General features: G+C 57.6%; 17 protein-coding genes. 5 read left to right on the forward strand and 12 right to left on the reverse strand.

The genetic code is table 11. The features are described 5' to 3' along the window. Window positions 1-138 precede the first annotated feature (138 nt). The 9 genes from JZM60_RS00665 to JZM60_RS00705 form a co-directional block, all read right to left on the reverse strand. A complete protein-coding gene (locus JZM60_RS00665) occupies window positions 139-1,038 on the reverse strand; it encodes a cation diffusion facilitator family transporter (RefSeq protein WP_207163633.1) in 900 nt (299 codons plus the stop codon). Next, the gene (gene recJ / locus JZM60_RS00670; protein ID WP_207163634.1) at window positions 1,032-2,768 is read right to left on the reverse strand and encodes a single-stranded-DNA-specific exonuclease RecJ; all 1,737 of its coding nucleotides are present in this window, start codon (window positions 2,766-2,768) and stop codon (window positions 1,032-1,034) included. The genes JZM60_RS00665 and recJ overlap by 7 nt, the downstream gene beginning before the upstream one ends. 68 nt (window positions 2,769-2,836) lie before the next feature. Then, window positions 2,837-3,433: a tetratricopeptide repeat protein gene (locus tag JZM60_RS00675; RefSeq protein WP_207163635.1), complete on the reverse strand. Its 597-nt coding sequence runs from the start codon at window positions 3,431-3,433 to the stop codon at window positions 2,837-2,839. An 18-nt stretch (window positions 3,434-3,451) separates the two neighbouring features. Beyond that, complete coding sequence (gene secF, locus JZM60_RS00680) at window positions 3,452-4,360, reverse strand: protein translocase subunit SecF (protein ID WP_207163636.1); 909 nt, start codon at window positions 4,358-4,360, stop codon at window positions 3,452-3,454. A 9-nt stretch (window positions 4,361-4,369) separates the two neighbouring features. Beyond that, window positions 4,370-5,971 (reverse strand): protein translocase subunit SecD, encoded by a 1,602-nt coding sequence (gene secD / locus JZM60_RS00685; protein WP_207163637.1) that lies wholly within the window; start codon window positions 5,969-5,971, stop codon window positions 4,370-4,372. Window positions 5,972-6,001: 30 nt separating this feature from the next. After that, complete coding sequence (gene yajC, locus JZM60_RS00690; RefSeq protein ID WP_207163638.1) at window positions 6,002-6,322, reverse strand: preprotein translocase subunit YajC; 321 nt, start codon at window positions 6,320-6,322, stop codon at window positions 6,002-6,004. 71 nt (window positions 6,323-6,393) lie between these two features. Beyond that, window positions 6,394-7,506, reverse strand: a complete 1,113-nt coding sequence (gene tgt, locus JZM60_RS00695; protein ID WP_207163639.1) for a tRNA guanosine(34) transglycosylase Tgt — start codon at window positions 7,504-7,506, stop codon at window positions 6,394-6,396. Between the two features lie 44 nt (window positions 7,507-7,550). Then, entirely contained in the window at window positions 7,551-8,582 is a 1,032-nt protein-coding gene (queA, locus tag JZM60_RS00700) for a tRNA preQ1(34) S-adenosylmethionine ribosyltransferase-isomerase QueA (protein ID WP_207163640.1), read from the reverse strand. Next, window positions 8,572-9,705: a SpoIID/LytB domain-containing protein gene (locus tag JZM60_RS00705; protein ID WP_420907833.1), complete on the reverse strand. Its 1,134-nt coding sequence runs from the start codon at window positions 9,703-9,705 to the stop codon at window positions 8,572-8,574. The genes queA and JZM60_RS00705 overlap by 11 nt, the downstream gene beginning before the upstream one ends. Before the next feature lie 380 nt (window positions 9,706-10,085). On the opposite strand from JZM60_RS00705, the gene JZM60_RS00710 reads away from it, so the two are divergent. The 4 genes from JZM60_RS00710 (at window position 10,086) to JZM60_RS00725 (ending at window position 14,664) form a co-directional block, all read left to right on the forward strand. Next, window positions 10,086-12,206, forward strand: a complete 2,121-nt coding sequence (locus JZM60_RS00710) for an HD domain-containing phosphohydrolase (protein WP_207163642.1) — start codon at window positions 10,086-10,088, stop codon at window positions 12,204-12,206. 122 nt (window positions 12,207-12,328) lie between these two features. Continuing rightward, window positions 12,329-13,291 (forward strand): ABC transporter ATP-binding protein, encoded by a 963-nt coding sequence (locus tag JZM60_RS00715; protein ID WP_207163643.1) that lies wholly within the window; start codon window positions 12,329-12,331, stop codon window positions 13,289-13,291. Continuing rightward, window positions 13,288-14,265: an ABC transporter ATP-binding protein gene (locus JZM60_RS00720; protein ID WP_207163644.1), complete on the forward strand. Its 978-nt coding sequence runs from the start codon at window positions 13,288-13,290 to the stop codon at window positions 14,263-14,265. The genes JZM60_RS00715 and JZM60_RS00720 overlap by 4 nt, the downstream gene beginning before the upstream one ends. A gap of 123 nt (window positions 14,266-14,388) precedes the next feature. Next, window positions 14,389-14,664, forward strand: coding sequence for an ArsR/SmtB family transcription factor (locus JZM60_RS00725; RefSeq protein WP_207163645.1), 276 nt, complete (start codon window positions 14,389-14,391; stop codon window positions 14,662-14,664). Between the two features lie 83 nt (window positions 14,665-14,747). On the opposite strand, the gene JZM60_RS00730 is transcribed toward JZM60_RS00725, so the two are convergent. Genes JZM60_RS00730 through bioF form a run of 3 tightly spaced genes read right to left on the reverse strand, consistent with a single transcriptional unit; the run spans window position 14,748 to window position 17,574 of the window. Beyond that, the gene (locus JZM60_RS00730; RefSeq protein ID WP_207163646.1) at window positions 14,748-15,551 is read right to left on the reverse strand and encodes a methyltransferase domain-containing protein; all 804 of its coding nucleotides are present in this window, start codon (window positions 15,549-15,551) and stop codon (window positions 14,748-14,750) included. Further along, a complete protein-coding gene (locus tag JZM60_RS00735; RefSeq protein WP_207163647.1) occupies window positions 15,544-16,359 on the reverse strand; it encodes an alpha/beta fold hydrolase in 816 nt (271 codons plus the stop codon). The genes JZM60_RS00730 and JZM60_RS00735 overlap by 8 nt, the downstream gene beginning before the upstream one ends. A gap of 3 nt (window positions 16,360-16,362) precedes the next feature. Beyond that, window positions 16,363-17,574 carry an 8-amino-7-oxononanoate synthase gene (bioF, locus tag JZM60_RS00740; protein WP_207163648.1) on the reverse strand — a complete coding sequence of 404 codons (1,212 nt, stop codon included), beginning with the start codon at window positions 17,572-17,574 and terminating at the stop codon, window positions 16,363-16,365. A gap of 124 nt (window positions 17,575-17,698) precedes the next feature. Between bioF and JZM60_RS00745 the strand changes: the two genes are divergently transcribed. After that, window positions 17,699-18,379 (forward strand): metallophosphoesterase family protein, encoded by a 681-nt coding sequence (locus JZM60_RS00745; RefSeq protein ID WP_207163649.1) that lies wholly within the window; start codon window positions 17,699-17,701, stop codon window positions 18,377-18,379. Window positions 18,380-18,385 lie beyond the last annotated feature (6 nt).

Genomic DNA, 18,385 nt, shown 5'->3' on the forward strand with positions numbered 1-18,385 from the left:
GATAGTCACATGACCATGTTTTCAATGTCAACAGCTATCTGACTATAAATCTGGCAATCGCTGACGGTAACCATGCAATTTCAGGACCACTTTTCGGAGCACCATCAAAAACGGGTACTCCGTGGCAGCTCTCTTCATTTATAGCCGGATCAGATCCTCATGTTCTTCATCATGGGGATTTATATGAATCATTACGTCCCCCACGTTGGGAAACTGTTCGAAGATACGCCGCTTGACCGTGGTAGCGATATCGTGGGAGCATTTTACCGTCATATCCGGATCCATTTCGAGCTTGAGATCCACTATCAGATACTGGCCCGAACGCCGCCCCCTGATTTCATGGACGTGCTCAACGCCGTCCACCCCTTCGGCCAAAGTCGTCAAAGCGCGGATCAGGTCCTCCGAAGGGCTTCCATCCATGAGATCGTGTATTGCCCCCGCCAAGGTTTCGTATCCGATGTGAAAGATGAAAAACGCCGTAAGACCCGCCGCCAGCGGGTCCATGACACCTGCCCCGAGATAGGCTCCGCCAACGCCGATCAGCGTGGCTACCGATGTTACGGCATCCTTGCGGTGATCCTTCGCCACCGCAGTCAGAGCGGGGCTTTCAAGGCGCTTTCCCCGTGAAACGGAATAGCGGTAGAGCCATTCCTTGACGGCAATGGTGCTCACCGCCGCGAATACCGCAATCAGATCGGGGGTTTGATAGGTGCGGTCCACAACCGTATGAATTGCTTTTATCAGTATGCCGAAGCCGGTTGCAAAAATGACCAGCGAAACGACAACTGCCGCGATACTCTCCGCCTTGCCGTGACCATAGGGGTGCTTCGGGTCAAACGGTTGACGGCCGACTTTCAGCGCGATCATAGTGACCAGGATTGCCACAAAATCGCAGGCGCTTTCCAAACCGTCGGCGAAGACTGCGTCGGACTTCCCGAAATAGCCCGCAAGGAGCTTCATGACCATGAGCCCCGCGTTGAACCAGAACCCGACCGCGATTATCCGGTCAGCCCTATTGAAACGCTCTTCCCTCAACATTTTTCAGCACCTGTCCCCGGCTGCATAATATCCTTAAGATTCATTTGTAGATTTTTCCGGCCATTCCACTCGTTCCAGCACAGCGTAAAGGCTACATCCACGGCACCGGAAAGGCCGCCCACCTTCCCGGCGAGATTAAAACCGATAGCATCGAGCATCCCCCCGGGCACAGCAAAACGCAGCTTGAGATGATTGCCGCGAATCGGTATCCGTTGTGCCATCTCCATACCCCGCAATACAAACAGCGGCTCAGGATTGCCGGCACCGAAGGGTGCAAGGGAAGCTATGGCATTCGCCAGGTCCGGCGTCACTTCGCCGGGCAAAAGCTCCGCGTCCACACGCAGCACCGGCACAAGGTCTTCGGCAGACAATCTGCTTGCGGAAACCTCCTCAAAGCGGGCAATGAAACTTTCAAGGCATGCCCCGTCAATGGAAAGTCCCGCGGCATAGCGGTGCCCGCCAAACTTCACGAGGTCCCCGGCACAGGCATCAAGGGCATCGTAGAGGTTGAAACCCGGAATGCTGCGTCCCGATCCGCGCCCATTGCCATCCTGAAGCGAAATGAGAACCGTGGGCCGATGAAAGAGATCAACCATCCGCGAGGCAACGATCCCGATAACTCCCGGATGCCACGCATCCGATGCAAGAACAATGCTTTTTTTACCCTTCATGGCCGAATTGTTCTGAATCCGGTCAAGGGCGTCGGACAGAATCTGCCCCTCAATGGCCTGGCGTTCAGCATTGCTCGCGTCCAGTTCCGCGGCAATGGCCGCAGCACGGGCCGGATCCTCCTCAAGAAGGAGTTCTACCCCCCTCGCCGCATCCTCCAGCCTGCCGGCAGCGTTGAGCCGGGGGGCAAGCCTGAAGCCTACGGCGCCGCATCCCACGGCATCGGCCACACCAGCCACGTCCTTGAGGGCCTTCACTCCGGCACGGGGAGATTCTGAGAGCTCCCGAAGCCCATATTTCACGAAAATCCGGTTATCACCGGTCAAAGGGACAACATCGGCGATGGTCCCGAGGGCCACGAAATCGAGATATTCACGCAGGTTCGGCTCTCTCCGGCCTGCGAATGCCCCCTCCTCGCGAAGCCGGCCACGGAGAGCCACCATCAGGTTAAAAGCTACGCCGACGCCGGCCAGAGACTTGAATGGAAATGGACATCCTGGCTGAAGGGGATTGATGACGGCACAGGCCCGGGGGAGAAGCGAGCCGGGGGTGTGGTGATCGGTAATAATCAGGTCAAGCCCCAGAGAAGCGCAAAGTTCAGCCTCTGCCACGGCGTTTATCCCGCAGTCAACGGAGACGACAACCTGCGCGCGCCCGGCCACTGTTCGCAGCCCCGCATCGGACAGGCCATACCCCTCTTCCAAACGGTTGGGAATATGGTAGAAGCAACGAATGCCTACCGCACGAAAAAAATGAATCAACAATGCCGTGGAAGTGACTCCATCCACATCGTAATCGCCGTAGACGCAGACCGTTTCTCCCCGCTCCCGCGCCGCGCAGAGACGGGACACTGCCTCCTCCATCCCCTTTAGCAGAAACGGATTGCTCACATCCGTCAGCGAAGGTGAGAGAAAACGGCCTGCCGCGACACTGTCGGTTATCCCCCGATTGGCAAGCAACCGGGCGACTATGGGTGAAACCGGAATATCCCGTGTTATCCCGGATACGGTCTCCCGGTCACATTCACGAATCATCCACCGTTTTTCGGCGACCGGCTTCATTCCTTCCCCCCGCACAAAAGCTCCAAAAGAAAAAACCCCGCCGGAGCGGGGAATTCAATGTCACTGTGTCACTTCGAAAAAACATTTCCCTGGGGAGGTGATGATTGCCCCATCCCCTTGGCCTCATCCAGCATTAACCGAATCTGTTGGGAATTCGGGCTCATTGGATCGAGCTCCAGGTAGCGTTCCCAGTATTTCACCGCCTTAGCAGGCTGTTTCAGGTCTGCCATGTATATGACCCCGAGATTGTAGAGGCTTTGCAGATGCTTCGGGTCCAGCTGCTGGGCCTTCTCGAAGTTGGCGATGGCGCGGTCGAACCACCCGACCCGCTTGAACATGATCCCCTGGTCGGTGAGCACATTGGCGTTGTTGGGGTCGAGTTCAAGCGCCTTGCCGTAGGCATCTATGGCCTTCTTTGCCTGGTCGGTGTCGAAATAGTCATTCCCCAGTTGCACCCAGGCCTGCAAATTCTTCGGGTCAGCGGCAACTATTTTCTCAGCCTCGGTGATGCGCTGCTGGTAATCCACCGGGGAACCGCCGCCGGCCGGGATTCCGGCGGCAGGCGGCGCCGTCTTCTGCTTGTTGGCTACCCCCGTCACGAGAACGGTCCCGAGGATGCCGACAAGAAGCGCAATAACAACATAAAGTACAGTTTCCTTGCTCATTATCGTCTCCTCCCGCCTTTACGCCTTGCTGGTCTTTATCCGGCGGCCCCACAACTCGACAATGGGGCTTGCAACGAATACCGACGAGTAGATACCAACCAGAATACCGACAACAAGGGCAAGGGCAAAGTCGTGGATAACTTCTCCGCCGAAGAAGTAAAGGGACCCTGCGGCCAGAAAGGTGGTAAGCGCAGTGATGATTGTCCGGGAAAGAACTTCATTAATGCTGAAGTTGAAAATCGACTCGAGAGAATCCTTCGTGTTTTTGTGAAGGTTCTCCCTGATGCGGTCGAATACGACGACCGTATCGGTGAGCGAATATCCCGCGATGGTAAGAACAGCGGTAATGAAAAGGAGATTGACCTCTTTGTCCAATATCAAGAAAACCGCAAACATCGCAAGAACGTCATGGAGGGTTGCCACTAGAGCGCCCACCCCGAATTTGAAATCGAACCGCCAGGCAATGTAAATAACAATGGCAATCAGTGATATTGCCACGGCGATCAGGGTGTCCTTGCGGAGCTTATCGCCGATGGCCGGTCCGATCTCGGTGGAACTCTCCACCACGAAGGCATTGCCGGCAAACTCCTTCTGGAAGGCAGCCTGAATCAGTTCGGCGGCATTGCCCTGGGGGAGCGAAGTCTTGCCAATCTTCACCAGGAGCTTGTTGCCGTCTTTAATTTCCTGAAGGTTGGCATCCTTGAGGCCGTGCTTCGCCAAAGCCGCCCGAGCCCGTTCGATGTGCACCGGCTGGGAGAACTTGAGCTGAATGGCGGTACCCCCGGAAAAGTCAATCCCCATGTTGGCGGTTCCCATTGCAATCCGCACGATGCCGATGATGCCGAGGATGGCTATTACTATCGATATGGCGAAGGAAATCTTCTTCTTCCCCATGAAATCAAAATGTGTCTTTCCGATAATTTCCATGGACTCCCCCTAGACGCTCAGACGCTTGACATGCAGGCGCGACAGGACAAAGTCGAATATCGACTTGGTGCCAACGAGAGCGGTGAACAGGTTGATAATGACCCCCAGGCTCAGCGATACGGCAAAACCCTTGACCGGACCAGTACCGAACTGGAAGAGAACGGCCGCCGTAATGAGAGTCGTCACGTGGGAGTCCATGATGGTAAGGAAAGCCTTATCATAACCGGCATCCAGAGCAGCCTTGGGAGGTTTCCCGAGGCGCAGCTCCTCCCTGATCCGCTCGAATATGAGGACGTTGGCGTCAACGGACATTCCTATCAAAAGAACGATGGCGGCAATGCCCGGCAATGTAAGGGTTGCTCCCAGGGCAGCCAGCGCCCCCATGAGGTAAACCACGTTAAGCACCATGCCGAAGTTGGCCACAATGCCGAAGAGTTTGTAATAGAGTGCCATGAAGGCAATAACGAGACCGATTCCCACAAGGCCGGCGAGAAGCCCCTTGTTGATGGAATCCTGGCCAAGGGACGGGCCGACCGTCTCGTTCTGGATAATCTTGACCGGAGCGGGAAGGGAACCTGCCCTAAGCACAATGGCAAGGTCGGCAGCTTCCTTCTCGGTGAAAGAACCGGAGATCTGGGCGCTCCCCCCGGAAATCCGCTCACGGATAACCGGCGCGGAATAGATGTTACTGTCAAGCACTATGGCAAAACGCTTCCCCACATTGGCGGCGGTCACCTGGTCGAAGAGGCGGGCCCCCGTTGAGTTGAAGTCAATTGCCACATAGGGCTGGTTGAACTGGGAATCGATCCTCACCTGGGCATCGGTGAGAAGATCGCCGGTAATCATGGCCTTTTTCTTAACCACGAGCGGAATTTCAGTCACGGCGCCGGTCGTGGGATCGGTTTTCTTCTCCATGAGAAGCTCCGCATCCTCGGGAATGGTGCCCGGTGTCGCCGTTGCCGGGTCGATCCCCTCCTCAACCAGCTTGAATTCCAAGCGCGCCGTGCGGCCAATGAGCTCGATGGCACGCTTGGGGTCCTTGATGCCGGGGAGCTGGACCACGATATTGGTGAGACCTTCCCTGGCAATGACCGGCTCTGAAACCCCGAACTGGTCAATCCGGTTTCGAATCGTCTCCAGGGCCTGGGCCACGGCGCGATCCTTGCGCTCCTGGGCTTCCTTCTCCCCCATTCGCAGCTGCATGCTCACAAATCCACCCTCGTCATAGGGGGGGACAAGCTCAAGGGTCGGATATTTTTCCTTGACCATCTTCTGGACGGTATCGGCGGTACCCCGGTCGTAGAAGGTGAGCTGGATCCGGTCGGACGAAATCCGCCCGATCTTCTTGAAACGGATAGTCTTGGAGGAAAGGCTGTCCTCAAGATCGCTCGCGATGAGGTCAAGCGCTCCCTCCACCGCCTTCTGTATCTCCACCTCCATCACCAGGTGAGTTCCCCCCTGTAGGTCAAGACCGAGATTGATCCTGTCCTTGGGGAGAAGCCCAGTCCACCATGAAGGAAGCGGTGATACGAAAGTCGGGGTCAGATAGAGGCACGACAGAAAAATGAACAACAGTATTAGGCCAAAACGCCAGGTAAGCCCCTTTGGCATGCGCGAAACTCCTTTCAGACCCGAAAGGGCCTAGTCCTTCTTCAGGTTTGCGATATAGCCTTTGGAGATTTTGATCGTGACTCCAGTGGAAATCTCAAGGAGGATGACGTCACCGTCTATGGCGCTGACCTTCCCATGGATGCCGCCGGCGGTAACCACCTGATCTCCCTTCTTCAGGGAGTCGAGCAGGGCGCGGTGCTCCTTGGCCTTCTTCTGCTGGGGACGGATCAGCAGAAAATAGAAGATGGCAAACATGAAAACGAGGGGCAGGATTGCCTGAAATGCGCCCATGGCGCCACCGGGCTGGGCTCCTCCAGGTTGTGCGGCCATGGCAAAAGCGACTCCGAACATTGTATAACCTCCGAACGATTTATAACTGGGGCAAAACCGATGGTTTCCCCTGTTTTATTATGGAGCAATCGCTACGATTGCCCCTTCAACTCTCTCTTTGCGTAGAACTCACGCCGGAACTCGGCATACCTCCCCTCGGCTATGGCGGCCCGCACCTGTGCCATGAGGGAAAGATAGTAATGCAGATTATGATACGTATTCAGCCGGGAGGAAAGAATTTCCCCCGAGCGGTACAGGTGCCGCAAATAGGCTCGGCTGTAATTGCGGCAGACGTAGCAGTCGCACTCCGGATCGAGGGGGCCGGTGTCCTCGGCATATGCGGCACCCTTGATGTTAACCCGCCCGAAGGAGGTGAAAAGCATCCCGTTGCGGGCATTCCGCGTAGGCATCACGCAATCGAACATGTCGAAGCCATGCCAGACGGCTTCAATCAGATCCTCGGGAGCGCCGATCCCCATCACATAACGGGGTCTATCCTCGGGGAGCGTGGGAGAGGCGTACTCCATCACCTCGTACATGAGCTCCTTCTCCTCCCCCACCGAAAGACCTCCCACGGCATAGCCGTCGAAGCCGATCTCCCGGAGTTCCGCTGCACTCTGCTCGCGAAGGTCCCGGTACATTCCCCCCTGGACGATACCGAAGAGAGCCTGGTCCTCCCGAGTTCTGGCATCCTTGCAGCGCCTGGCCCAGCGGGTGGTCATCTCCATGGAGCGGCGGGCGTAGTCATGGGTGGCGGGATAGGGAGTGCACTCGTCAAAGCACATGGCAATATCACTCCCCAGGGCCTCCTGAATACCGATTGCAGACTCGGGAGTGATAAAATGGTAAGAGCCGTCCAGATGGGACTGGAACTTCACCCCCTCCTCGCTTATCTTGCGCAAATCGTTCAGGCTGAAAACCTGAAACCCGCCGCTATCCGTCAGGATAGGCCGGTCCCAGTGCATGAAGCGGTGCAGCCCCCCCATCCGTCCGATCAGTTCATGGCCGGGCCGGATGTAAAGATGATATGTGTTGGCCAGGATGATTTGGGCGCCTATGGCCGTGAGTTCCTCGGGCGTCATCGCCTTCACGGTGGCCTGAGTACCCACCGGCATGAAAATCGGCGTCTCGATGGTGCCGCGGGAAGTTGTCAGAGAGCCGAGGCGAGCCCTGCCATCCTGCTTTATGAGTTTGAAGTGAATCAAAATCCGCCCTGGTTTCCAGCGGCTAGCGGCTGACGGCTAGCGGCTTAATAGATAAACATTGCGTCACCGTAGCTGAAAAAACGGAAACGCCGCGCCACAGCCTCTTGGTAGGCCCTGAAGAGAAGCTCCTTGCCGGCAAAGGCCGAGGCAAGCATGAGCAGAGTCGATTGCGGGAGGTGAAAATTGGTGACCAGCGCATCCACCGCCCTGAACCGGTAACCGGGATAAATAAAGATGCCGGTTTCCCCCTCACCTGCCGTTACGGTTCCATCATCGCCGGCGGCATGCTCCAGAGTGCGGCACACCGTGGTGCCGAGGGCAATCACTCGTCCCCCGGACTTCTTCCGAGAATTGACCGCATCAGCAGTGGCGGGAGAAATACTGAATCGCTCCCGGTGCATCCGGTGCTCCTCAACATTCTCAACCCTGACCGGCATGAACGTGCCGAGCCCCACATGAAGGGTTAGGGGAGCGATCTCGACCCCTTGCGCCCCGATTTCCTCCAGTAGTTCTGAAGTAAAGTGAAGACCGGCTGTCGGAGCGGCAACAGCCCCCTGGTGCCTGGCGAAAACCGTCTGGTAGCGCTCACGGTCGGCGTCGGCCGCACTCCTCTTTATGTAGGGAGGCAGAGGCATTGCCCCATGCAGTTCCATCCACTCATCGAATCCGGAAACCGGCGAAAATGAAAGGCGCCAGGTATCCCCTTCGCCCCGTCCCAGGACTTCCGCCGTTACCCCCCCGGGGAGCAGGATCCGGGTTCCGGCCCGCGACGGCTTGGAAGAGCGGAGCAGGCACTGCCACTGTTCCCCTTCGGAGGGAAGCCTCCGCTCCAGAAAGACCTCAACGCGGCCGCCACTCTCCTTGGCGCCGAAAAACCTAGCCGGGATGACGCGGGTGTCATTGACAACCAGCAGGTCGCCCGGACGGAAAAGCCGGATTATTTCTCGAAAAGGAAATTCTCCGATCTCTCCACGCAACCGGTCGACCGTCATCAGGCGGGTCGCATCACGCCGCTCGAGCGGTTCCTGGGCAATCAACTCCGGAGGCAGGTCGAAGCTGAAATCGTCAACGCGCATCGGCACCCTGCCCCGGTTGAACCTTGCCCAGCAATGCACCGGGATAGTAGTAGGCAAGAATCTCCCGGTAGGAGAAGCCGTCGGATGCCCGTTGTTTTGCGCCCCACTGACAAAGTCCCACCCCGTGCCCATATCCGGTGCCCGAGAAATGGACAGAATCAGCCGCAAGCCTGACCGTAAAATTGGTGCTCTTGATGGCGGTATAACCGACTATCTTGCGGAAGTTAACCGCTGTCACGACGGTCGTCCCTCCGGCAGAGGCAAGTGAGAGATCGACGAGCCTGCCGCTGTCGTTCCGCTTTCCCTCCCTTACATCCCGTAAGCCCGAAACCTGGACGCCCCCACCCTTCAGGAGCATCTCAAGCTTCTTGAGAGGAACGGAATACTCCCAGCGGATTGCCGGGTTTGCGGCGCAGTATGCGCAGTCCACGCTTGAAAGATAGGGAAGGCGAACCCCCCATACGTTCTCCGGCACCTCTGTGCGGCCGCCGCAGTTGGAATGATAGAATGCCTGAATCGGCTGCCCGCCGTAGGCAAGTATCTCTCCCGCAGTTTCATGCACTCCCCGGGCCGCACGGCTATCCTCAATCTCGCACCCGTCATAGACCTGGTCAAGGACCGATGACTCCAGATGATACAAGGCCCCCGCACGGGCCCTTTTCTGATAATAAGCGTAGGTTCGCGCGACCACAGCCTGAGCCTTCACCGATTCGATGGGCCACTGGGACGAAATCTCGCAATTGATGAGGCCAACCAGGTAATCCTCAAGCGGAAGCTCGTTCACGACCAGAATCCCCTTGTCAAAGGGGATGATCTCAATGGCGCCACGGTAACGCTTGCCGTTGACCACCATGGTAGAAGGCGAGGCAACAGTGAGCCGGTCAACGGCCTGTCCGCTTACGGAAAGATAACCTCCTGCGCGCCTCACTTGAGCGGGAAAGGCCAGGCGAAGCGGCTCACCCCTTCCATCAGCCGCAAGCAGACCGTCGCCGTCGACCCTGACGCTATCAGCACCCTTTATGAGGGCAACCCGGATACTATCCTGCAATGGAAGCGGCGCAGCGAAACCGCTTCCCGCAATCAGCAGAATAAGAGCTGCTATGGCAAACAGATGCCTCACTATGACGGGACAACCTTCCGATTAAAAACTTTCGGCCACACTGCTAAAAAAAACAAAGAGATGGAAGAAGCATCCCTTTTAGCATACAAATCTTGGCAACTGATTTGCTTAACCTTTATAAAACATACACATTGACCCTTGTCGCGACGGATGGTAATCATAGGTGCAGACCAATTCAATGTCAAGCGTTTAGGGGGCGGAACCCGCTGTTCACGCAGCTTTGTACAGGTGTACCCATTGGCGGGCGAACCACCTGCAACAAAGCCTCAAACGAAGACTGAAGGCTTCCATTTTTTTGACGCGTAACGCCATAAGACCAACTCGGGCCAATACAGCACTGGTGGATATCCGCCTCAGCACAGGGCATTCGGCAAGTTGACCCAATGAATTCACTCAAAGTCAAAATACTAGGGACTATAACCCTCATTGTGGTTGTGCTCGTCTTCGTTGTCAACCTTCTGGAGTACCAGCACCAGAAACGTCTGATAATGCAGGTCTCGGCCCAGAATGCCGTCCTTCTTGCCACTACGGTACAGCACACCATCGAGAATGTGATGATGAGCGGCAGAACCGATGAGGTTCAACATATTCTCTCCCAATTAAAGAGCAGGGAAAGAATCCGGAACCTCCGCATTTTCGACGAAAGAGGTCTCATTCTCAACTCCGCCATCAGTAGGGAAATCGGTTTTCAGGTCACCCCTGACGAGCTCGAGATGTTTAAAAACGGCAAGCAAATTGCCATAACTCCTATCACAACCCCGAACAGCGAGAAGATTTTCAGAAGCATTGCTCCAATTTACAACAAGCCGGCCTGCCACGCCTGTCACAGCGCCGACACCCCACTTCTCGGAGCCCTGGAGATCGACCTCTCCATCGATTACCTGCAATCGTATCTGGACCAAGACAAACTCTTCATGTCCATATCGATGATTTTATTGGTTCTGCTCATCCTCCTTACGATATTCATCTTCCTCAACACGTACGTAAATCGCCCACTGAACACGATATTCAAGTTAATGCAGCGGGTTGAACAAGGCGATTTCAACGTGCAGGCCAATTTCACCAGCAGCACCGAGATGAGCGCCCTTGCCAAGAATTTCAACATGATGGCAAAGAAGCTCCGCTACTACATGGATACCGCCGTAAGCCACGAACGTGAGTTGGCCTTGACCCAGTCGAAACTTGCCCACCACCACGAGATGCACCTCGTAAACCAGAAGCTAGAGGATCAGCTCCGGGAGATTGAGAACCTCAACGTCAGCATGGAGGAGAGAATCGAGGAAATCGAAGAGGCGAACTACCGCATAGCCGACCTGGCAAGCGAACTGGAAGACAAGAACACCAACCTGGGCAGAGCGGTAGACCGCCTCTCAACCCTCTACAAGGTCGGGCTTGCCGTCAACTCCACCATGGAAAGCGAAAAAATCTTCGATCTTATCGTGGAAACGACAGTCAAGACGCTAAAAGCGGAGATCGGCTACATCATCCTCTACAACCCGTCGGGGCAGGACCTCCACGTCACCACCCTCAAGGGGCACGAAATTCCAGATGAAGCCGCCACCACCATACCGATGAAGCCTTCAAGCGTCTCGACCTGGGTCATCGAGAACCGCACCCCTCTCCTCATACCCGACATCAACGATTTCCCCCAGTTCGACCGTTACAGCGCCCTCGGGTACGAACGGAAGAACCTGATCTGCGCGCCGCTTCTCGTCAAAGACGAAATCATCGGCACCATCACTGTCGTCAACAAGCTCGACAACTCCACCTATAATGCCGAGGAACTGGAACTCCTGGTCACTATCGCCGCCCAGGCAAGCATTGCCATAAAGAACGCCCAGCTCTATGACGAGCAGCAGTCCACCTACCTCCACACGATTCAGGCGCTCGTCTCAGCCATCGAGGCAAGCGACAGCTACACCCGCGGCCACTCGGAACGGGTAACCCGGTACTCGGTGGAGCTGGCCCGAAAACTTTCCCTTGCTCCAGACCGTTTCAAGGTAATAGAACGGGCCGCCATTCTCCACGACATCGGCAAAATCGGCATCGACCTCACCCTGCTCCACAAAGAGGGGGAGCTTTCGCCCGAAGATGTTCACGCTCTTCAGCAACATCCTGTCATCGGCATGAAAATCCTGGAACCCATCGATTTCCTGAAGGATGTGCGGATCTGCATCGGCCAGCACCACGAGCGCTTCGATGGCAGAGGCTACCCCAACCGCATCGCCAAAGACAAGCTGCTGCCTGAATCACGCATCCTGGCCATCGCCGATGCCTTCGATGCCATGACCTCGGACCGCCCTTACCGCAAGGCTCTTCCGGTTGAAGCAGCTGTCAAGGAGCTGCTGGACCATGCCGGCAGTCAGTTTGATCCCGAACTTGTGCCGCACTTCGTTGAACTCATCGAGAGCGGCATCTTCGGTTTTTCCTTTAACAGGGAAAATCTTCCCCGTGAGTCGCGGAAAGTGGTCCCCATCAGCGGCTACAGCGTCCGGACCTTTTAATCCGGCCATCCGGCCCGTTATCCGCATTACAATTTGCCCCCTTCCCTCCGCTCATGGTATAAAGGCGCCCTGATCCACAACGCACCGACGCACAACAAATTACCCGTTCAGGAATCTCCATCGTGCCGGACCTTCTTACCGTCAGAGGACTTACCACCCGTTTCCGCCTTGCCGAGGGAGACGTTCATGCAGTGAACGGCATCGATTTTTCCGTTGCCGAGGGGGAAACCGTCGCCGTCGTTGGAGAATCGGGATGCGGCAAAAGTGTAACCGCGCTGTCGCTTCTGCGCCTCATTCTACCACCGGGAACAATCGCGTCCGGCGAAATCATTTTTGAGGGGCAAGACCTCCTCCGCCTCAGCGAAGACGAGATGCGACGCATCCGCGGAAACCGGATCGCCATGATCTTCCAGGAGCCTATGACCTCCCTGAACCCGGTTTTTCCCATCGGCAGGCAGATTGCGGAAGGGCTGATCATTCACCGGGGCCTCTCCCGGCATGAAGCCCTTGAGGAAGCAGCACAGTTGCTGGCCCAGGTGGGTATCCCCTCCCCTGCCGATCGGCTCAACGATTACCCCCACCAGCTTTCGGGCGGAATGCGCCAGAGGGTTATGATCGCCATGGCCCTTGCCTGCAAGCCAAGGCTCATAATTGCGGACGAACCGACCACTGCCCTTGACGTTACCATCCAGGCGCAGATACTGGAACTCATGGACCGGTTGCGGGAAGAGAACCGGATGGCCCTTATGCTCATCACCCATGACCTGGGCGTAGTGGCCGAGCGTGCCGATCGCACCCTCGTCATGTACGCGGGACGGATCGTGGAAGAGGGACCGACCCACGAACTCCTCTCCTCGCCCTTCCACCCCTATACCGAGGGGCTGCTTGCCTCCCTCCCCCAGCGAAGCGAGCCGGGCCGCCCCCTCACGACAATACCCGGCCATGTCCCAAGCCTTCTGGAAGAGATCCCCGGCTGCGGTTTCTGCTCTCGCTGCCCCGACAAACAATGGGAATGCGGCCAAGAACAGCCCCAACTGAAGGAGATCGCGCCGGGGCACCGCGTCCGGTGCTGGAAATACCGATGACAACACCCCTTATCGAAGCTGAAGATATAGCTAAGTCCTTTGCGGTGAGGCCGACTCCCTTTGCCACCCGCAAGACGCTGAAAGCCGTTGACGGGGTGACGCTGCAGATCCGGCCCGGCGAAACCCTCGGGCTTGCAGGTGAATCGGGATGCGGCAAGTCCACCGTGGGAAAAATCCTGATGGGACTCCTTGAACCCGACGGCGGAACCATACGCTTTCGGGGCAAGGATCTGGAATCTGCGACAAAGGATGAGCGTGCGGCCTTCCGAAAAGACGTGCAGATGATCTTTCAAGACCCTTTCTCATCGCTGAATCCGCGGATGAGGGTCGGAGAGATTATCGGCGAGCCCCTTGCAATACACCGCCTCGTACCGAATGAAGGCCACCGCAAGAAAGTACTGGAGCTCATGGGAATGGTGGGGCTCTCGGCAGAGCAGATCAACCGCTACCCCCACGAGTTTTCCGGAGGTCAGCGGCAGCGTATCGGCATCGCCCGTGCACTGGCGGTCTCCCCGAAACTGATCGTTGCCGACGAGCCGGTATCGGCCCTTGATCTCTCCATTCAGGCCCAGATAATCAACCTCCTGGACGAGCTGAAGAAAACTCTTGGGCTCTCATATCTCTTCATCGCCCACGACCTCTCCGTCATTCGGCACCTGAGCGACCGGGTGGCGGTCATGTACCTGGGGAGAATCGTCGAAACCGGCCACCGTGAGGATATTTTCAACCGATTCCGGCACCCCTATACGGAGGCGCTGCTCTCGGCCGTCCCACGAGTGGCCTCCACACCTCAAAAGAAACGGATCATCCTGAACGGAGAACCGCCCACCCCCCTCGACCCGCCGCCGGGGTGCCCCTTTCATCCCCGCTGCCCATACGCTGAGCCGGTCTGCGCCACTACACGCCCCCCCCTGGAAGAGAAGGCTTCAGAACATCTGGCAGCCTGTCATTTCAGCAACAAACTGTTTTCCTGAAGGGCACCTTTTCCTTGACAAGAGCGGCCTGGGACAATATAAATATATCTGGATTATTATTAAAAACAGGAGCGGTGCACGTTACAGGATAACGCCACGGCCCCGCCCCACAGGACTGGACTCATGGACTTCGACGTCAACAGGAACTTCTCTGATGAAGCTGAAATCTTCAAGGTGCTCGGCCATCCGGTCCGTCTCAAGATCGTAGCCGGCCTCTGCACAAGGGAATGCAACGTTAAGCATATATGGGAATGCCTCGGCCTTCCCCAGGCAACCGTTTCCCAGCACCTGGCACTCCTTAAGAACAAAGGGATAATTGAAGGAAAGAGGGATGGGGTAGAAGTGCATTACACCGTGGTTCATCCCCTGGCAAAGAAGCTCATCGCCGTTCTCGGCTAACCGGCTCCACCCATTCGACAAGAACCAGAAATCCCCTGCCACGGCAGGGGATTTTTTTGCGTCAATACCTTTCAACAGCCTTTTCAGGGCACCTTAACTCCCGCCCCATAGATAACTGAATATGTGGCTGGTATCCCGTCGCCGTCGCCGAACAGTTCCCCGTAAACCCGCATCATCTCCACCATTACCCGCCGCTCCGCAAGCCCCCGCGAAGGAAGTGGCGAAGCATTGCCGGCGCCGGCCCGTTTTACGGCTCGAAGGAATGTGGGCACATCGGGATGGCGCTCGACCTCATCCTCGCATAGGACGCGGCAGGCCGCGAATCCGGCCCGCGTCATCGCAGCACTCACTTCATCCACCGGGAAAAAGCGCTGGGTTCGGTCCTCTCCGGCACGGCCAGATGAAGCAAGGGCAGCACGGTACGAAGTTTTCAGTTCATGGAAAGTGCCTTGGCCGAAAAGGGCGAAGGCAAAGCGCCCTCCGGGCGCGAGCACGCGCCATGCCTCCCCGAAAGCGTTATCGAGGGTGGTGAGCCACTGGAAGGTGGAGGCGGAAACGACGCAATCGAAGGCTTCCCCCGCAAATGGAAGGTGTTCCGCATCGGCTACGGCCACCAGGCCCCGCCGGCCGAGGCGCTGCCGGGCCACAACCGCCATGCCCGGGGCCAGATCAATGCACGAGAGGAATGCATCCGGGTAGCGATCTGCCAGATGCCGTGCAAGAAGCCCGGTGCCCGTTCCCACGTCGAGAATCCGCGAAGGGGTCTCCCCCTCTTCGGACAAGATATCGAGAAGCCGGGCCACGACCCTCTTCTGGACAACGGTATGATTGTCGTACTCGCATGCCTGGCGGTGGAAGGATCGCTGCACCTTGGAACGGTCAATCACGGCCGATCACCCCGGCAATGAATTCGCTGAGCTTACGGTTGAACATCTCCGGCCGCGAAAGGAACGGTGCGTGCCCCTCCCCCATTATGAGAAACTGCGCACCGGGTATGGCATCGGCAATATACCGTCCGGCGCCGGGCGGACAGATTGAATCCCTTTCGCCGTGGACAACGAGAGTCGGGGAGGTGATGGCGGCCAGGAGGGCTCGGTGGTCCCCTTCGGCAAGGGTTGCCAGCGCTGCCTGAACCGCTGCGGGATCCGGGAGGGGCCTGGGGACGACGATATCCCGGACGATGCCCTGGTACTGGTCGCGGGTAAGCTCGCCCTCGGCAAACATCCGCCGGAAGAATGCGCCCAGTGTCCCATCGTAATCACGCTTGAGACGCAGGCCGAGCCCTCGGGCCTCAGTGGCGGGAAGGCCATGGGGCCACCCATCGGCAGCGGTGAATTTTGGAGTCGCGGCGACGAGAACAAGCGCAGCGACACGATCTCCCAGCAGCGCGATTGACTCAAGTGCAACCTGGGCACCCATGGACCACCCCACCAGGGCCGCGCGGCGGAGCCCCAACCGGTCAAACAGGAGAGCAACATCGGACGCGAAATCGCCAAATGAATACCCCGACGCGGGGGATGATTTCCCGTGCCCCCGCAGGTCAAGATTGATGACGCGGAATCTTTCCGCGAGGGGGCGCTGGTAAGCCCATACGCTTCCGGACATGGCCCAGCCATGGATGAAAACGAGCGGGAACCCCTCACCCGCCTCCTCATAATGGAGCTTGACATTGCCGGACGTTTCCAGAAACGGCATAGGTCAGACGACCTCCAGTTCGCGACCGATCCTGGCCATGCGCTCGAGGGCACCGGCAAGGTCATCTTCCGTGTGGGTCGCCATCAGGGTGCAGCGGAGCCGACAGGTCCCGGCAGGCACCGTCGGGGGCCTGATCCCCTGGGCAAAGACCCCCTCCTCCAGAAGCCGCGCCGTAAACGCCATGGTCTGCTCGGCCCCCCCCACAAACAGAGGGACAATCTGGGTTTCGCTCCCCATGGTGTCGAAACCGGCGGCACTCAGCCCTTCGCGGAAAAATACGGTATTGCGGTCCAGTTGCTGCCGCAGTGCTGCCCCTTCGGGAGAATCGATCAAATCGATGGCGGCAAGGGAAGCGGCCAGAACCGCCGGGGGAAGAGACGTTGAAAAGATGAAACTGCGGGCGTGGTTAGCCAGGTAGTCGACTATCTCCTCAGAAGCGGCGGCGTAGGCGCCGAAGCTGCCGAGGGCCTTGCCGAGAGTCCCCATGTGGATATCGACCGACTCCAGGACCCCTTGCACTTCGGCGCTCCCCCGGCCGGTAGCGCCCAAAACCCCGGTACCATGGGCATCGTCCACCATGAGAAGAGCGCCGAATTCCCGCTTGAGTTCCACCAGTTCCCTAAGGCGGGCCAGGTCTCCATCCATGCTGAAAACACCGTCGGTGACTATGAGGCGGCGCCCGGCGGTCTGGTGCCGCTCCAGCAGACGCCGCAGGGCGGCAATATCATTGTGTGGATAGCGGACCATGGTGGCACGGGACAGGAGGCAGCCGTCCACGATGCTGGCATGGTTTAGCCGATCGGAGAAGACCATGTCCCCCTTCCCCGCCAGGGCCGGGATGATGCCGCTGTTGGCGGCATAGCCGGAGTTGAATACCAGTGCGGCCCCGGTCCCCTTGAAGCGGGCGATGCGCTCTTCGAGAAGGGCGTGGAGCTCCATGTTGCCGGAGACGAGCCGCGAGGCGCCGCTGGATGTGCCGTAGCGCTCCACGGCGCTGATCGCCGCCTCGGCCAGGCGCGGGTGGCCGGCCAGGCCAAGGTAGTTGTTGGAGCAGAGGAGAAGCGAATCCTTCCCATCCACGACAACCCTGCTCCCCTGGCTCCCGGCAATCCGGCGCATCTTCCGATGAAGCCCCCGGGCTTTCAGAATCTCCAGTTCTTCGGCAAAGCTCTTCGACACTGTTTCTCCTTTCAGCAGATACCTTTTGTAACACATTCAAACCAAAACCGTCAACCTGGCCATCAATGCAGGTTGACGACTGCAAGGTTTACTTGAGAGGGGCCGGCATGGTATAAATATTTATTGTGTCGAAGGAATTTTACTTATCACCGGTATATTAGTGAATAAAAACAGCCTCTCCCGCCGCTTCGTCATCCCAGATATCCATGGGTGCGCCCTGACGCTGGATCGCCTGCTCCGTGAGGTCATCCGCCTGAAGCGCTGCGACGAATTGTACCTTCTGGGGGATTACATAGACCGGGGACCCCGCAGCCGTGAGGTTCTCGACATCCTCATGGGGCTCGTCATGAAGGGATATCGGGTTTTCCCTCTCAGGGGAAATCACGAGGAGATGTTTCTCAACAGTTGCAGCGACCGCGATTTCTTCAGGATGTGGATCCTGAACGGCGGCCGCGCAACCCTTGACAGTTTCGGCGTGGAGGACGCCTGCGACATTCCCCTCAAGTACCGCCGGTTCCTGGCCGAGATGCCCTATTACCGCATTCTTCCGGACTTCGTACTGGTGCACGCAAGCCTCAATTTCGACATTCCCAACCCCTTTGCCGATACCGAGGCGATGCTATGGAGCCGCTCCCTGGAAGTCCGCAAGGAGCTGACAGGCGGCCGTCGCGTCATCGGCGGCCACACCCCCATGAACCGGACTGAAATACTGCGGGGGCTCGCAACCGACCGGATAGTCCTGGACAACGGATGCGCATACCCGGAGAAACCCGGCATGGGGTGCCTCGTGGCACTGGACATCGACTCCATGACGCTCTTTTCCCAAGAAAATATTGGCTAAAGTTTT

The sequence above is a fragment of the Geobacter benzoatilyticus genome (assembly GCF_017338855.1).
Classification (GTDB): domain Bacteria; phylum Desulfobacterota; class Desulfuromonadia; order Geobacterales; family Geobacteraceae; genus Geobacter; species Geobacter benzoatilyticus.

What these genes read in the sequence shown, in the direction of transcription:
- secD (WP_207163637.1), bottom strand. Translation starts at nt 5,971, where the DNA reads ATGCCAAAGGGGCTTACCTGGCGTTTTGGCCTAATACTGTTGTTCATT.
- JZM60_RS00710 (WP_207163642.1), top strand. Translation starts at nt 10,086, where the DNA reads ATGAATTCACTCAAAGTCAAAATACTAGGGACTATAACCCTCATTGTG.
- JZM60_RS00725 (WP_207163645.1), top strand. Translation starts at nt 14,389, where the DNA reads ATGGACTTCGACGTCAACAGGAACTTCTCTGATGAAGCTGAAATCTTC.
- recJ (WP_207163634.1), bottom strand. Translation starts at nt 2,768, where the DNA reads ATGAAGCCGGTCGCCGAAAAACGGTGGATGATTCGTGAATGTGACCGG.
- JZM60_RS00665 (WP_207163633.1), bottom strand. Translation starts at nt 1,038, where the DNA reads ATGTTGAGGGAAGAGCGTTTCAATAGGGCTGACCGGATAATCGCGGTC.
- JZM60_RS00675 (WP_207163635.1), bottom strand. Translation starts at nt 3,433, where the DNA reads ATGAGCAAGGAAACTGTACTTTATGTTGTTATTGCGCTTCTTGTCGGC.
- secF (WP_207163636.1), bottom strand. Translation starts at nt 4,360, where the DNA reads ATGGAAATTATCGGAAAGACACATTTTGATTTCATGGGGAAGAAGAAG.
- yajC (WP_207163638.1), bottom strand. Translation starts at nt 6,322, where the DNA reads ATGTTCGGAGTCGCTTTTGCCATGGCCGCACAACCTGGAGGAGCCCAG.
- queA (WP_207163640.1), bottom strand. Translation starts at nt 8,582, where the DNA reads ATGCGCGTTGACGATTTCAGCTTCGACCTGCCTCCGGAGTTGATTGCC.
- bioF (WP_207163648.1), bottom strand. Translation starts at nt 17,574, where the DNA reads ATGTGTTACAAAAGGTATCTGCTGAAAGGAGAAACAGTGTCGAAGAGC.
- JZM60_RS00735 (WP_207163647.1), bottom strand. Translation starts at nt 16,359, where the DNA reads ATGCCGTTTCTGGAAACGTCCGGCAATGTCAAGCTCCATTATGAGGAG.
- JZM60_RS00720 (WP_207163644.1), top strand. Translation starts at nt 13,288, where the DNA reads ATGACAACACCCCTTATCGAAGCTGAAGATATAGCTAAGTCCTTTGCG.